We start from the raw sequence: 13,703 nt of genomic DNA on the forward strand, positions 1-13,703 counted from the left end.
CTGCGCAACTTTTTATTTCCCGGGTAATAATTTGACTTCCTATCTTTCTTTTGTAAAAATAAAGATTAGAGAAGGGGTGCTATCCGCTGTGCACATTAAAATATTGAAAAATAGATATCCCAATATAGTCGTTTCAAAAAATCCAATTAAAGTAACCGCCAATGTTTTTTCTTTTTTTGAGGAACCTTACTATTTCACGATTCCCAAAAACAATCTTTCTGAAGAAGAATTAACCTTATTACAAACATTATTTCCTGAACCATTACCAACTTTCCATAAAGAATCTACACAATTTTGGTTTGACTTATTATTTGGAAGTACCGAGCTTTTCATCCCGAATGAAAATGATGCTTACAGAATAACGCAATTTCACCTTAGAACCGATGCAACAAAAAGCATGTTACAAGAATGGCAAAAGGCGTTGCTTAGCTTTTTCAGCCCTGAAGCCGAACTAATTATGTTTTCGAGCCACTATGGTGTAATTGTCGAAAAATCTGCTAGCTCACTTATTGGTGAAGAAGAACTGGAAGCCGTTGCTAGCACGCTTGAAAATGACTTTTATATTCAAGCCACTTTTTTCATGGGACTTTTCCATCCGTTAAACATTCAACTTCGTGATTTGTTTGCGGAAGAGCGAGCGATTTTTAATTATAAAAACCGCACTATTGTTCAAACAGTTGCTTCAGAAAGCTTAAAAGTAATTGCGCTTCGAATGAAAGAAAGTTTAATTACAAATGAACTTAAAATCTTTTTTAACCAAGATGATACTTGGGTTCCACTAATCCATACTTTATTTAAAAACCAAGGAAACATTAGCCTCACTGCTAAAGAACTCTTTATGCACCGTAACACGATTCAATATCGATTAGACAAATTCCATGAGCAAACAAATCTCTCCCTCCGCAAAATGGACGGATTGTTGCTCGCTTATCTTGCAACTCTCCAAACTAATACGAAAAACAGTGATCAAGATTAAGTAGCTCTTCTTACTTACTGTTTTTTCTTTCTACTTGACTTAAAGTCCACTTCAAGGACTAGACTTAAATTATCAAACGAGCAAAGGAGTAGGAGTGAAAATAATGAATATTAAAGAAGCAAGCGAAAAAACTGGTGTTTCTGCAGACACCATTCGCTATTATGAACGGATTGGCTTAATCCCAAATATTAGTCGCAACGAAAACGGTGTGCGCAAATTTGATGAGGAAGATTTACGCTGGATTGACTTCAGTCGTCAAATGCGGCGTGCTGGAATGTCGATTGAAGCTCTAATTGATTATTTGTCTCTCTTTCGCGAAGGAGAAAAGACACTAGAACCTCGGATGGAATTATTAAAAGAACAGCGTGCAGAACTTCAAGACCGGATTGATATGATGCAAGAAGCACTAGAACGGCTCGACTTTAAAATCGAAAACTATGATACACATCTTATCCCGGCTCAAAAAAAATTAAAGGAATTTTAAAGCAAAAAAATAAACCCGCAAACTTTTTTAATGAAGGTTTGTGGGTTTTCCTTATTATTTTACTACATAAGCTAAAATATCTTCTGGTTTCTCAAAGACACACTCTGCTGCTTCAAATCCCTCGGTAGATTTCGCACCCCAGAGCGCTAAGCCAAAATGAACACCGGCCGCATGGGCACATTTCATATCATAAGAAGAATCACCAATATAAATGACTTCATGTGGTTCACGCTCAAGAATTTCTAGGCTTTTAAGTAACGGATCTGGATGCGGTTTATGATTTTCAGTATCACTGGCACAAACAATCGCTTCAAAATGATCATGAATTCCAAACGGATAAAAACCTTTGTCCATTTCCAGTGAGTTTTTAGAAGTGACGACACCACTTTCTGGAATCGCATGAAGCACTTTATGAATTCCATCGAAAACCTCTACTTCATCAATAAAAGACGCTTCTCGTTCAATCCAGTTAGCGAGTATCCGCTCCTCATCTAATATATTCAGTTGTTCAAGCGCCGCCGCACCAGTGATTCCTAACACAAATCGCAACTCAGCTAATTCGTAAGTCAATCCTTCTTCCGCTAAAACGGCCTGAAGTGAATGTAAAACTGCTCTTTCTGTATCCAAAATCGTTCCATCTACATCAAAAATAATTGTTTTATACATGAAAACTCCTCCTTCATCATTGAGCAAAATTGTGATAGTGATGGGTTGTGTATCTTGTTTTTTCGAGACTTTTTTCTTTCTTAAAATCAGCACCATCGAGGCCTTTATTCTCAAGTAAATGTCGAAATTCGCGCAAGCTTTCTTGTCTGTTTTCATTTAATTCAAATTCAATATTATCGCAGCTAAATGTTAAGCAAATTTCGTTTCTATCAGTAGTCAACGCAATATTACGCAATTTTGCAACTGGAAAAGTTTGTCGTTTTTTCATACCCAAGCTGAAGTTCTGGTCAAAAACAAGATAATCTCTATCGATGTAAAACTCTCCGAATTGATATTCTAGTCCTAAAGCTGAATAAATCTTGCATGCACCTTCTAGTTTCATACCATTCGCCTCCTTCATCACCTTATATATATTAGTTTTAAATGATGAAATGGGTTTCATGTCAAGTAATTTATTAGAAAAAGTTTTCTAAACCGTTTTTCTTCTGATTAATTCATGCTTAATTTGAATGTTTTGCAGTTTTCCCTGTTCAAAAATAGCAAAAGCATTTTCGCCTAATTTTTTCAAATGGTGATCAAGCGTTGTGATTTCCAGTGCTTTTCCAATTGCCAAGTTTTCTTGCCCTAAAATAGCCACATCTTCTGGTATCCGCAATCCAAGCTCTTTCGCGTGAAACATAATCCCAGCCGCAACTTCATCACCATTAGCATAAAAAGCGTCCGGCCAGTTTTTCCCTTCACCAAAAAAGTGTTTTCCCGCTTTTAAACCATCTTCAAAAGTATAACATTCCCCCAAAAAGCGGTTTTCACTAACTGGTCCAAATACTTGTTCATAAGCATTAATCTTCCCATATGTACTAGTGCTTTCAAGTGATTCACGTCCAGCTGTAAAGGCAACTTTTTTATAACCTTCTTCTTGTAAAAACAAAAATCCATCTCGATAAGCATCAATTCTATCAATGAAAGAACAAGATATTTTGGGAGAATCCACATATTCACAAGCAATTATCGGTCCATAAGCAAGGTATGGCAAAATCACATCCCAGTTATTGGCACGTGAGGTGATAATTAGCCCATCAACTTGCTTCGTTTTCAAACGCATTAAATATTTTTCTTCTTCTTTCGTGTCATATCCTGTTGGAAAAAGAGCCACCGAATACCTATTTTTAAAGGCCGCCTCAAGAACTCCATTAACAATTTTATCAAACCAAGGGTGGTCATTATAAGGCAAAATGATACCAATTGTATTAGTTTTCCCAAGCGCCAAGTCTGTAGCAATACGGTTAGGAGAATAATCAAGTTCATCAATAATGGCTTGAACCCGTGTCCTCTTATCTTCAGCAACATAAGGGTGATTATTAAGTACGCGTGACACGGTCGTCACGGAAACTCCGGCTAATTTGGCAATTTCTTTAATATTCGGCATTCTAAAAACCTCATTCCTAAGAAAAAAGTGCGGTTAGATTTCTCATACCGCACTGTAATTTTATCATTAAGCTAACTGCTCTAATTCACTTGTTTGGAAGTCTCTTTCCACACGAACCGAAACTAGTCTAGCATCATTCATTTCTTCTACTGTAAATCGAAAGCTTCCGTATTCAACTACTACTTTATCATCTTCTTCTGGAATTGTCCCGGTTAAGGTTAGCACAAACCCAGCTACAGTATCTACGCCACGTGATGGAAGTTCCACGTGAAACATTTTATTAAAATCATCTAGTGTCATGCGGCCTTCCACGATAAATGTCGAATCATCTATTTTCTTCACTTCATCTGAAAACACATCATTTTCGTCATCGATTTCGCCAACAATCTCTTCTAACAAATCTTCTACGGTGACAATTCCGGCAACTCCACCGTATTCATCCATTAAAATTGCCATTTGATTTCTAGTTCTTTGCATATTTTTGAGTAAATCATCAATGAACATTGTCTCCTGTGCAAAATACGCCTCTTTTACGAGCGACTTCACATCAATGTTTTCAAAGCCTGACTTTCTAGCTTCCGCAAAAAAATCTTTCATATGCAGAATACCCAGCACCGAGTCCTGATCGTTCGTATAGACGGGAACTCTTGAAAAATTCTCACTTAATAATGCGTCACCCAAGGCTTCTGATTCCGTTTCGGCGTCAACCATAAACGCATCTGTCCGCGGTACCATTACTTCACGTGCGTATTTATTATCCATTTCAAATACACCACGAAGCATTTGTAATTCTTCTACCTCAATTACACCGTCACGTCGACCGGTTTCAATCAGTAATTGCATTTCTTCTCGTGTCATTTTTTCATTATCCGTATTTTTCTCCATTCTCGTTATTTTCACAAGAATATCCGTGGAAAAGGATAAGAATTTCACGAATGGACGAAGCAAAACGCCTACTGCCATGATTGGTCGTACAGAAACTCGGGCAATTTTCTCTGATTTTTGAAGTGCTAAACGTTTTGGATAAAGTTCACCGAAAACAAGCGTGATATACGATAACACAATCGTTACGACAATAATCGATAGCTCTTTGGCAAAACTACTTCCTCCAAAAATAGGTTCCAATCTAGTCGCAATGCTAGTAGCGGCTGACGCACTGGAGAAGAATCCAGCGAGTGTAATACCAACTTGAATTGTAGCAAGAAATTTACTTGGATCGTCTACGAGTTTAGCAAGCAATATCGCTTTTTTATCACCAGTTGCGGCTTGGCTTTTTACTCGATTTTTGTTCAGTGATACAAGGGCCATCTCTGCTGAGGCAAAGAATGCATTGAGCAGTGTCAACACAATAATAAGAATTAACTGCAAGATAATCTGCTGACTCTCGGGGTCAGGGTTCATATGGAACTCTCCACTCCTTATTTTCATCGAGAAAACGAGTGCTCATTTCCTCTAAATATTCCGGACAATTTTCCGGTTAAGAAAATTCTATCATGCTACCCCCATTACTGCAAGGTTTCAAACCTTCGCAAAAACTTCTGTCGCATCACTTTCTATCATTTCAAAAGAATACGGCAAGAAAATTCGCTCTTTATTCACAGCAAAAATTTCCGCTGTTTTATTTCGATAATCGGTTAAATTACAAAACGGACTCACTCTAAATGAAGTTCCAACTATTACAATCAAGTCCGCCTGTCTGATTGCTGAAAGTGACTGATTTATAGCACTTTCTTGGATGGCTTCTTCGTAAAGCACTACATCTGGTCGAATAATACCTAGACAATCTTCATGAACATTGGACTGTAAATACGTCTCAGCCGGAATGCTCATTTTGCACTTTTGACAATAACAATGATACAAGCTTCCGTGAAAATTAATCACTTTCTTAGAGCCAGCTTTTTCATGAAGTCCATCAATATTTTGTGTAATAATCATCACATCTTTTTGCTGTGAGATTTCAGCCATTTTAGTATGAATCATGTTTGGCTCTGCATCTGGATAATACATATTTTCCTTAACAAATTGATAAAACTTATCCGGTTCTCGCGTAAGACATGTATGACTGAGCATATATTCAGGGCTTTCCATCCCTGCGTATAAACCGTTTTCCGAGCGATAGTCAGGAATCCCAGAAGGTACAGACACCCCCGCACCCGTTAAAAAAACGATTTTGTTTGCTTGCTTAATCGCTTCCTTTAAATCATTCATCATTATTTCTTCCTTTCATTTTCATGTGCCTTGTCTTTCCAATTCCACCATTTGCGTAACTCGGGCTGTTGTTTATCTTGTGCTGTTTCTGCTACATAAACAGCACAACGATACGTGTATAAAACACATGGATCCATTCTTTCAGCGCGTTTTTCACAAGTAGCTTCGTATAACTTAAGCGGATCTTTCCCTTTTAAATCCGCTATTTCTTTAACGCCAATTTCATTTAACATGACAACCATTTTTTTGCCAATTCCTGGTAATTTTATTAAGTCAGCTCGCATTATTCCCCTTCTCTCTATGCATTTTTCGGTTGAAATAAAAGCTGATAATCACATTGATGAAAATAAAACCAGCCACAACTAGGAACACATCTCCATAACCAAAATGTGCGGCAACACTAGATCCAACTAGCGGACCGATGACATTCCCGATATATTGAAATGATTGATTGTATCCAAAAATACGTCCAGAAACTTCTCGAGGAGCATTTTTTGCAAGTAGTGATTGAACTGCCGGCAATAATGCACCATCTGTAAGCCCCAGTAGAAAGCGCAAGATACCAAGCTGCCAAGGATTTTGTGCAAATGCCATTGGTATTTGTAATAACATCGATCCAATGAGCGCTCCAAGTAAAATTCGCTCAGAACCAATTCGATCACCCCACCTTCCAAGCCTTGGCGCAGCGATAAGTGCTGCAACCCCTGGAACAGAAGCAATCATTCCACTAATAAAAGCAATATTTTGAGCATTTCCGGCAAGATCTCGTACATACAAAGTCAAAATCGGATTAACCGAGTTGGAGGCTATTTGAATCATCATCGTCGTAATAAATAACGAGATAATTAAGCCTGGGTTTTTGAGTAATAAGAAAACCTCTTTTCCAGAGCGCATTTCCTTTTTCTCTACCGGAGTAAATTTCTCTTTTACAAAGAATAATGTTAAGAAAAAGCTCCCTAGTAAGAGTGCTCCTGTAATATAAAATACCGGTCTAACTCCAAAAGCATCAGATAAGGCTCCACCAATTAGCGGACCAATTAACACACCCGAAACAGCTGCCGTTGATAATGCTCCGAGTGCCCAACCACTACGATGGCGCGGAACTTGTGTTGCAACGAGTGCATTTGCTGTGGAAATATATCCTGAAAAAATCCCCATTAATAAACGCAATCCTACAAATTGATATACATTGCTCACTAATCCCATAAGAATCATCGCTATCGCCATACCAAGAGAGGCACGTAATAACATGACTCTGCGTCCTTTTTGATCAGCAAGTTTTCCCCAAATTGGTGACATAATTGCCGAAACTAAAAAAGTTGAACTGAGCGCAATTCCTGACCATAAACTTACTTGGTCTGGATTATGTACACCTAGCTCTTCAATATATAATGGCAAAAACGGCATAATCAAATTTAGTCCAGTTCCTGTAAGAAAACAACCAATCCAAACAACATATAGATTTTTCTTCCAATTTTCCATAAATCCACCTAGATTCTTCTATCATTACTCTTAATTATTCCACAAAAAAAGCGAAAGTAAAACTAATCCTTCGCTTTTTTGCTATATTAGGTTAAATTGTTTCACGTGAAACATTCTAAATTTCTAGATTTTGAAGCGGAACCCAGCCAGCTTGGTTTTCTTCAGTCACACACCAAACCCAACCATTTAATTCCCGATTACTTTCTAATTTATCGCCAGGTTTTACATTTAATTCACGCGCAGAATAATCTTCCGTCACTATTCCACTTTTATCATCACTGCCCATTTGAATAATTTGCTTTGGAACCCAGCCTTCTTTACCAGAAGATTTCACTTTACAGAAAATCCACCCTGGATACTCAGTGTCTTCTTGAAAAACCCAGATTGATTCATTCTTGTTAAGGAAAAGCGGATCTGGGTAATTGCTTTTATGTTCTTTTTTCACAATAAAAGTTCGATTCATAATTTGAAACCTTCCTTGTTAGTTTTTAGCTGCTTCCCAATCTGCAAGGAATTTATCAATCCCGCTATCGGTTAGAGGGTGTTTTAACATTTGTTCAAATACTTTATATGGTACTGTGGCGATATCTGCACCAGCTTTAGCGCATTCAATAACATGGATTGGATGGCGAACACTTGCCGAAATAATTTCTGTTGGGATACCGTGTATTTCAAAAATTTGTGCAATATCACGAATAAGGACCAGACCATCATCGCCAATATCATCTAACCTACCCAAAAATGGCGATACATAAGTAGCTCCTGCTCTGGCAGCTAATAATGCTTGTGCTGCAGAAAACACAAGGGTAACATTTGTTTTTATTCCTTCTTGTGTCAACACTTTAACCGCTGCTAACCCTTCTCCTGTCATCGGTATTTTCACAACCATATTGGGATGGATTTTTGCGATGACTCGACCTTCTTCAATCATACCATTTGCTTCCAAACTTACTACTTCGCCGCTAATTGGCCCATCAACAATGGATGTAATTTCTTGAATGACCTCATTAAAGTCACGGCCTTCTTTGGCAACAAGCGATGGGTTTGTCGTAACGCCGGCAATAAACCCCATTCTGTTAGCCTTTTTAATCTCTTCTACGTTCGCTGTATCGATAAAAAATCTCATTAAACATCCTCCTTTTCTATCAAGCGCTTTCAATTACAGAGTCATTATAACGCAAAAGCCAAAATAATGCTTTGGAATTGCTTTGTGCACAAAAAAAGAATGCCTATAAAAGCATTCAAAAAGTTTCACATGAAACTTGTGTTATAAACGAGTCTTATCCATCACTAATAGAGGTTTTGGTTTATTTCTAATTATTTCCTCTTTAATTAAATATGTGAGAGTGTGCACCACATATTCGCGTGATGTATTGGTATACCTTGCGAGTACTTCTTGCGTTACTTCTCTCGGTAGCAGTATCCCATTATCCGAAAAAGTTCCTAAAGTTTGAGCACATTTTAGAATGGTTTTGCGAATTCGTTCTTCTTTTTTCAAGAAGCTTAGTTTTGCAAATACGTGTGCTTCGCGTAATTCCTCCGACATTACTTTAACCATGAAAAAGTTATTCTGATCCACTTTATCAAAAATAGAAAATAAAAAATTACTATCTACTTCCATAACTTCACCATGACCTAAGCTTTGCATCGAAACGTGCGGGCTCCATTCATCATAAAAGAGATGATACAATCCAAAATTATCTCCTTTTTGCAAAAAACGAATAATGCTTTCTTTACAATTCTCTTCTTCTAATTCTGCATCTTTTTCTACAATCATCCCGTATATGCCACTCAGAACAAAATAAACCTTTGTTCCAGTTGGACTTAAACTTTCTAGAACCTCACCCTTCTTCGTGCGGATAACCGAGCAGTAGTCTTTGAAATTTGGATGTTCAAAGCACAGCTCCATTAACTTGCTAACCGTTAGATTGGCTTCAAGCTCTTTTAAAAATAGCATATTCTCTCCTTTGCTATATTGTATTGAAAAAACACGTTATAATTATAGCATAAAATAGGATACAAAAATTTTTATTTGTAATACGATATAAAAAGCAAAAATCTTATTTAAGATAAATAGTTAACATATTTCTTTGGGATATTTAAAATATTTATCATTATATAACTTGTTTTTGGGATTTTTTGAACTTTTTGTTACTTTTCTAAAAAATAATAAATTTTAAAAATAATCAATAATTACCACTTTAGACTGGTTTTATTCTCCATTAAAATGATTATACTTAAATAGCAAGTATTTATATTGAGAATGCTTAGGAAGGAGAAAATAAATGGCTCAAAAAAAATATGGTTGGAAAAATTTTTTTCAGTTAATTATTAGCGCTAAGCCTGCAAATTGGATTATTTCCTGTGCTTTAGTTGCTAGTGTAATTACAACTGTCGCTGGTTTAATTGTCCCTCTTTTCACAAAAAAATTAATTGATGGGTTCTCCGTTTCTTCACTTGATGGGAAAGTTGTTGCTCTAATTGTTATTGCGTTTATTCTACAAGCGATAACAAATGGATTTTCCATTTTTCTGCTTAATTATATGGGGCAAAAAGTTGTTGCCACAATTCGCGAACGTTTATGGAGAAAAATTATGCATTTACCTGTTTCTTACTTTGATAATACTAAAACAGGCGAAATGGTAAGTCGCATGGTAAGTGATACAGTTGTTGTGAAAGAGCTGATTGCTGATCACTTGCCACAATTTGTCACTGGAATTATTTCTGTGATAGGTGCTGTTATTATTCTATTCTATATGGACTGGAAAATGACGTTGATCATCTTGATAGCTATCCCAATTACTGCACTTGTCGTTGCTCCACTCGGTCATAAAATGTTTAAAATTTCCAAAGGACTTCAAAACGAAACAGCTGATTTTACAGGCACAATAAGTCAGACTCTCTCGGAATCTAGACTTGTAAAAGCTTCCAATGCTGAAATGATTGAAACAGAAGCTGGTCATCAAGGTATTAAGCGATTGTTTGGTTTTGGTATTCGTGAAGCCAAAGTTGTTGCTGTTTTAGGCCCCTTGATTTTCTTCGTTGTTATGGGAGTCATTGTTGGCATTATTGGCTATGGAGGGGTTCGTGTTTCGGCTGGAACTATGACGACGGGCACACTTATTGCTTTCTTACTCTATCTGTTCCAAATTATTGTTCCTGTCACCTCTTTTGCCACCTTCTTTGCACAACTCCAAAAAGCCAAAGGAGCTACAGAACGAATTGCAGACATTTTAAATGAAACCGAAGAAAACTTTGGAGCCGGAGAAAAAGTTAACGTCGCCGGAAAAACCATTCATGCAATAGACATTTCATTCGCTTATAATGAAGGCGAGCCTATTTTGAAAGATGTTTCATTTGATACCAAGCCAGGTGAGGTCATTGCTTTTGCTGGTCCAAGTGGCGGTGGGAAATCAACATTATTTGCGATTTTAGAACGTTTTTACGAGCCAAATACTGGAGGGATTTTAGTTGGAGATATTCCACTTTCTGAGATTTCGATTAAGTCTTGGCGTTCGCAAATTGGTTATGTTTCACAGGAAAGCGCCATGCTATCTGGGACGATCCGTGATAACTTATGTTATGGTTTGGACCGTGAAATTAGTGAAGATAAACTTTGGGATGTCGCTAAGCTCGCTTATGCTGATGGATTTATTTCTGGACTACCCAACCAAATGGCTACTGAAGTTGGCGAGCGTGGTGTAAAGCTATCTGGTGGACAGAGACAGCGAATTGCGATTGCCCGGGCATTTTTACGTAACCCCAATATTCTCATGTTAGATGAAGCAACAGCAAGTTTAGATAGCCAATCTGAGCTAATTGTTCAGCAGGCTTTAGCAAACTTAATGGAAGGACGAACCACCTTTGTTATTGCACATCGTCTTTCTACTATTGTTAATGCTGATCAAATTTTATTTATTGAAAATGGTGAAATAACTGGTCGTGGAACGCATCAAGAATTAGTTTTGTCTCATCCGCTTTACGCTTCTTTTGCTGAGCAACAACTAAATTAACTATTTCCCAGGAAATAAAAGCCGATTTATGCCTTCACATAAATCGGCTTTTATTATAAGGTTTGGTAGAAACTTTTCAATTCCATTTTCTTTGTCTCATCTAAATCATGCCATCTGATGCCTTTAATAGCTCCTTCAAGTGCACATAATTTACTCAAACAAGCGGTATGATCATTTTCCCAAATTCGTAAAAAGGCTGCTTTGCTACCAACATTCCTTAGCTCTGTAGGGGTTCTTGTGCCCGTATTGATTAGTTCTTGCTCAAGAACTTTGCCGATGTTTGGAAGTTCGCTCAGTTCGACCATTTTTAGTCCTTCTTTCCTTATTTTGTTGGGGCTGCTATTCTTTCAATACCACCCATATAGCCTTGAAGTGCTTTTGGAATACGAACTGAACCATCCGCATCTTGATAATTTTCTAGAATTGCAGCGACTGTACGGCCAAGCGCTAAGCCAGAACCATTTAGTGTGTGTACATATTCTGGCTTGCTTCCTGGTTCACGTCGGAAACGTATGTTAGCTCGTCTTGCCTGGAAGCTTTCAAAGTTACTGCACGACGAAATTTCGCGGTACGAATTGTAGCTTGGAATCCATACTTCTAAGTCATATTTTTTTGCAGCAGTAAAACCTAGGTCTGCCGTACACATACTAAGAACACGGTATGGTAATTCTAGTCGGCGTAATACTTCTTCGGCATTTCCTGTTAATTTTTCTAGCGCCGCGTAAGAATCTTCTGGTTTTACAAATTGAACTAGCTCAACTTTATTAAATTGGTGCTGGCGGATTAAACCACGAGTATCACGACCAGCAGAGCCAGCTTCAGAGCGGAAACACGTGCTAAAGGCAGTATATTTTCTTGGTAAATCTTCTGCTTTTAAAATATCTTCACGGTGGTAGTTTGTTACAGGAACTTCTGCTGTTGGAATTAAGAAGTAATCTTCTGCTTCAATAAGAAAAGCATCTTCTTCAAATTTCGGCAATTGACCGGTACCAGTCATACTTGTGCGGTTAACCATGTATGGCGGTAACATTTCTTCGTAGCCGTGTTCATTAGAATGCAAGTCCATCATAAAATTAATTAGCGCTCTTTCTAGTCGTGCACCTAATTTTTTATAAAAGACAAAACGGCTTCCGGTTACTTTAGCAGCATTTTCAAAGTCAAGAATATCTAAATCTGTTCCAAGATCCCAGTGAGCTTTTGGTTCAAAATCAAATTCACGTACTTCGCCCCATTTACGGATTTCAATATTATCGTCTTCAGATTCACCAACAGGCGTAGATTCATGAGGAATATTCGGAATCGACATTAAAATCGTATCTAGCTTATCGTCTATTTCTTTTAGTTCAATATCAAGTGTCTTGATTCGATCCCCAACAACACGCATTTCCTCAATTTTTGCATCCGCATCCTGTTTTTCCCGTTTTAGTTTGGCAATCTCTTGGGAAACTTCATTCCGCTGACTCTTTAGTGCTTCCGTTTCGACAATTAAAGTACGGCGACGTTTATCTAGCTCACCGAACTTTTCAAACTCACCAAGGTCTTCTCCGCGATTTTGCAGTTTCTGTTTTACTTCTTCAAAATTATTTCGTAACAATTTGACATCTAACATGCTAACTCCTCCTTTATTTTTTTCCATATAAAAACTCCCGTACTTTCCCGAATTAACAGGAAAGGGACGAGAGTTAACCGCGTTGCCACCCTTATTGGGATTTCTAAAAAATCCCCAGCTTCATTTAGGTTTAACGGACCATTCCGGAATGATTTACTCGCAAAAATTGCTTTCCACCACTCGCTCCAAGATGGATTCATAAGGAAATTACGCCAGATTCGCACCAACCACTGGCTCTCTTTAGAAACTTGATCTTATTACTACTTCTTGTCTTCGCTTTTCGTATGAATTTAAAGTTATTCTATCGCATATCTAGCTAAATTACAAGCAATTATTTAACCAATTAAATCAAGTGTATCAGGTCCATCGCCATCTGCATTCAATAATCTAATTTGCTCAGGAACAATTTTTATCACTACAAAAGAAGGCGACTCTTCGTTTTGAAACCATTCTTTCGAGATGTTTTCCCAAATAAGTTCTTTGATTGATTCATCTTCTTCCAGTGAAGCAATCCCGTTTATTTCTAAAAATGGCGAACCTTTCCCGTCATAACCAATTAGCACACAAACATGTGGATTTTTGCGAACTTCTTCAGTTTTGGGCTGCTGTTTTCCAGAAGGTGTATAGAGTGTTAAACCTTCATGAAGGAATGTCATATATCTAGCATGCGGAAAATCTCCTTGTACAGAAGCGAGTACCCCTACTTGATGTTCGTCCAAAATTGCAAGTATCTTATTTTCTAGTTCGTTTTCCATCTAAAACACCTTCCTTTACTTATTTATTGTACCTTTCCACTTGTTTTACCGCCTTAAACATTTGAGCTTGTTATCTAAGTAACT

16 protein-coding genes and 1 other annotated feature are annotated in these 13,703 nt (G+C 37.5%); of the genes, 3 read left to right on the plus strand and 13 right to left on the minus strand.

The features are described 5' to 3' along the window. Positions 1–88 precede the first annotated feature (88 nt). Both CKV67_RS14050 and CKV67_RS14055 read left to right on the plus strand, forming a co-directional pair. Positions 89–976: a helix-turn-helix domain-containing protein gene (locus CKV67_RS14050; protein WP_014093939.1), complete on the plus strand. Its 888-nt coding sequence runs from the start codon at positions 89–91 to the stop codon at positions 974–976. Positions 977–1,079: 103 nt separating this feature from the next. Then, a complete protein-coding gene (locus tag CKV67_RS14055; protein ID WP_014093940.1) occupies positions 1,080–1,460 on the plus strand; it encodes a MerR family transcriptional regulator in 381 nt (126 codons plus the stop codon). A gap of 54 nt (positions 1,461–1,514) precedes the next feature. Here CKV67_RS14055 and CKV67_RS14060 read toward each other — a convergent pair whose 3' ends face one another. The 10 genes from CKV67_RS14060 to CKV67_RS14105 all read right to left on the minus strand — a co-directional run bounded on the left by CKV67_RS14060 (position 1,515) and on the right by CKV67_RS14105 (position 9,199). Further along, positions 1,515–2,126 (minus strand): HAD family hydrolase, encoded by a 612-nt coding sequence (locus CKV67_RS14060; protein WP_014093941.1) that lies wholly within the window; start codon positions 2,124–2,126, stop codon positions 1,515–1,517. 16 nt (positions 2,127–2,142) lie between these two features. Further along, positions 2,143–2,508 carry a hypothetical protein gene (locus tag CKV67_RS14065; RefSeq protein WP_014093942.1) on the minus strand — a complete coding sequence of 122 codons (366 nt, stop codon included), beginning with the start codon at positions 2,506–2,508 and terminating at the stop codon, positions 2,143–2,145. An 87-nt stretch (positions 2,509–2,595) separates the two neighbouring features. After that, the gene (locus CKV67_RS14070; RefSeq protein ID WP_014093943.1) at positions 2,596–3,552 is read right to left on the minus strand and encodes a LacI family DNA-binding transcriptional regulator; all 957 of its coding nucleotides are present in this window, start codon (positions 3,550–3,552) and stop codon (positions 2,596–2,598) included. A gap of 66 nt (positions 3,553–3,618) precedes the next feature. After that, positions 3,619–4,953, minus strand: coding sequence for a hemolysin family protein (locus CKV67_RS14075; RefSeq protein WP_025280138.1), 1,335 nt, complete (start codon positions 4,951–4,953; stop codon positions 3,619–3,621). A gap of 117 nt (positions 4,954–5,070) precedes the next feature. Then, complete coding sequence (locus CKV67_RS14080; RefSeq protein WP_014093944.1) at positions 5,071–5,760, minus strand: NAD-dependent protein deacylase; 690 nt, start codon at positions 5,758–5,760, stop codon at positions 5,071–5,073. A gap of 2 nt (positions 5,761–5,762) precedes the next feature. Continuing rightward, the gene (locus CKV67_RS14085) at positions 5,763–6,044 is read right to left on the minus strand and encodes a helix-hairpin-helix domain-containing protein (RefSeq protein ID WP_014093945.1); all 282 of its coding nucleotides are present in this window, start codon (positions 6,042–6,044) and stop codon (positions 5,763–5,765) included. Beyond that, positions 6,034–7,242, minus strand: coding sequence for a multidrug efflux MFS transporter Lde (gene lde, locus CKV67_RS14090; RefSeq protein WP_014093946.1), 1,209 nt, complete (start codon positions 7,240–7,242; stop codon positions 6,034–6,036). Before lde ends, CKV67_RS14085 begins: the two co-directional genes overlap by 11 nt. A 115-nt stretch (positions 7,243–7,357) precedes the next feature. Continuing rightward, complete coding sequence (locus tag CKV67_RS14095; protein ID WP_014093947.1) at positions 7,358–7,705, minus strand: SH3 domain-containing protein; 348 nt, start codon at positions 7,703–7,705, stop codon at positions 7,358–7,360. An 18-nt stretch (positions 7,706–7,723) separates the two neighbouring features. Further along, entirely contained in the window at positions 7,724–8,368 is a 645-nt protein-coding gene (gene fsa, locus CKV67_RS14100; RefSeq protein WP_014093948.1) for a fructose-6-phosphate aldolase, read from the minus strand. A 141-nt stretch (positions 8,369–8,509) separates the two neighbouring features. Next, positions 8,510–9,199: a Crp/Fnr family transcriptional regulator gene (locus tag CKV67_RS14105; RefSeq protein ID WP_014093949.1), complete on the minus strand. Its 690-nt coding sequence runs from the start codon at positions 9,197–9,199 to the stop codon at positions 8,510–8,512. Positions 9,200–9,527: 328 nt separating this feature from the next. Here CKV67_RS14105 and CKV67_RS14110 point away from each other — a divergent pair, with 328 nt between their 5' ends. Continuing rightward, positions 9,528–11,255, plus strand: a complete 1,728-nt coding sequence (locus tag CKV67_RS14110) for an ABC transporter ATP-binding protein (RefSeq protein WP_014093950.1) — start codon at positions 9,528–9,530, stop codon at positions 11,253–11,255. Positions 11,256–11,308: 53 nt separating this feature from the next. On the opposite strand, the gene CKV67_RS14115 is transcribed toward CKV67_RS14110, so the two are convergent. The 3 genes from CKV67_RS14115 to CKV67_RS14130 all read right to left on the minus strand — a co-directional run bounded on the left by CKV67_RS14115 (position 11,309) and on the right by CKV67_RS14130 (position 13,619). Next, complete coding sequence (locus tag CKV67_RS14115; RefSeq protein ID WP_014093951.1) at positions 11,309–11,560, minus strand: TfoX/Sxy family protein; 252 nt, start codon at positions 11,558–11,560, stop codon at positions 11,309–11,311. A gap of 17 nt (positions 11,561–11,577) precedes the next feature. Continuing rightward, positions 11,578–12,864, minus strand: a complete 1,287-nt coding sequence (gene serS, locus CKV67_RS14120; protein ID WP_014093952.1) for a serine--tRNA ligase — start codon at positions 12,862–12,864, stop codon at positions 11,578–11,580. Positions 12,865–12,923: 59 nt separating this feature from the next. Continuing rightward, positions 12,924–13,147: a binding site (T-box leader), on the minus strand. A 52-nt stretch (positions 13,148–13,199) separates the two neighbouring features. Then, positions 13,200–13,619 carry a pyridoxamine 5'-phosphate oxidase family protein gene (locus CKV67_RS14130; protein ID WP_014093953.1) on the minus strand — a complete coding sequence of 140 codons (420 nt, stop codon included), beginning with the start codon at positions 13,617–13,619 and terminating at the stop codon, positions 13,200–13,202. Positions 13,620–13,703: the final 84 nt, after the last annotated feature.

Source organism: Listeria ivanovii subsp. ivanovii, from assembly GCF_900187025.1.
In the GTDB taxonomy this organism is placed as follows: domain Bacteria; phylum Bacillota; class Bacilli; order Lactobacillales; family Listeriaceae; genus Listeria; species Listeria ivanovii.

Coding starts and splice junctions, on each gene's coding strand:
- CKV67_RS14070 (WP_014093943.1), bottom strand. CDS start 3,552: ATGCCGAATATTAAAGAAATTGCCAAATTAGCCGGAGTTTCCGTGACG.
- CKV67_RS14110 (WP_014093950.1), top strand. CDS start 9,528: ATGGCTCAAAAAAAATATGGTTGGAAAAATTTTTTTCAGTTAATTATT.
- CKV67_RS14060 (WP_014093941.1), bottom strand. CDS start 2,126: ATGTATAAAACAATTATTTTTGATGTAGATGGAACGATTTTGGATACA.
- serS (WP_014093952.1), bottom strand. CDS start 12,864: ATGTTAGATGTCAAATTGTTACGAAATAATTTTGAAGAAGTAAAACAG.
- CKV67_RS14095 (WP_014093947.1), bottom strand. CDS start 7,705: ATGAATCGAACTTTTATTGTGAAAAAAGAACATAAAAGCAATTACCCA.
- CKV67_RS14085 (WP_014093945.1), bottom strand. CDS start 6,044: ATGCGAGCTGACTTAATAAAATTACCAGGAATTGGCAAAAAAATGGTT.
- CKV67_RS14055 (WP_014093940.1), top strand. CDS start 1,080: ATGAATATTAAAGAAGCAAGCGAAAAAACTGGTGTTTCTGCAGACACC.
- CKV67_RS14105 (WP_014093949.1), bottom strand. CDS start 9,199: ATGCTATTTTTAAAAGAGCTTGAAGCCAATCTAACGGTTAGCAAGTTA.
- lde (WP_014093946.1), bottom strand. CDS start 7,242: ATGGAAAATTGGAAGAAAAATCTATATGTTGTTTGGATTGGTTGTTTT.
- CKV67_RS14130 (WP_014093953.1), bottom strand. CDS start 13,619: ATGGAAAACGAACTAGAAAATAAGATACTTGCAATTTTGGACGAACAT.
- CKV67_RS14080 (WP_014093944.1), bottom strand. CDS start 5,760: ATGAATGATTTAAAGGAAGCGATTAAGCAAGCAAACAAAATCGTTTTT.
- CKV67_RS14115 (WP_014093951.1), bottom strand. CDS start 11,560: ATGGTCGAACTGAGCGAACTTCCAAACATCGGCAAAGTTCTTGAGCAA.
- fsa (WP_014093948.1), bottom strand. CDS start 8,368: ATGAGATTTTTTATCGATACAGCGAACGTAGAAGAGATTAAAAAGGCT.
- CKV67_RS14075 (WP_025280138.1), bottom strand. CDS start 4,953: ATGAACCCTGACCCCGAGAGTCAGCAGATTATCTTGCAGTTAATTCTT.
- CKV67_RS14065 (WP_014093942.1), bottom strand. CDS start 2,508: ATGAAACTAGAAGGTGCATGCAAGATTTATTCAGCTTTAGGACTAGAA.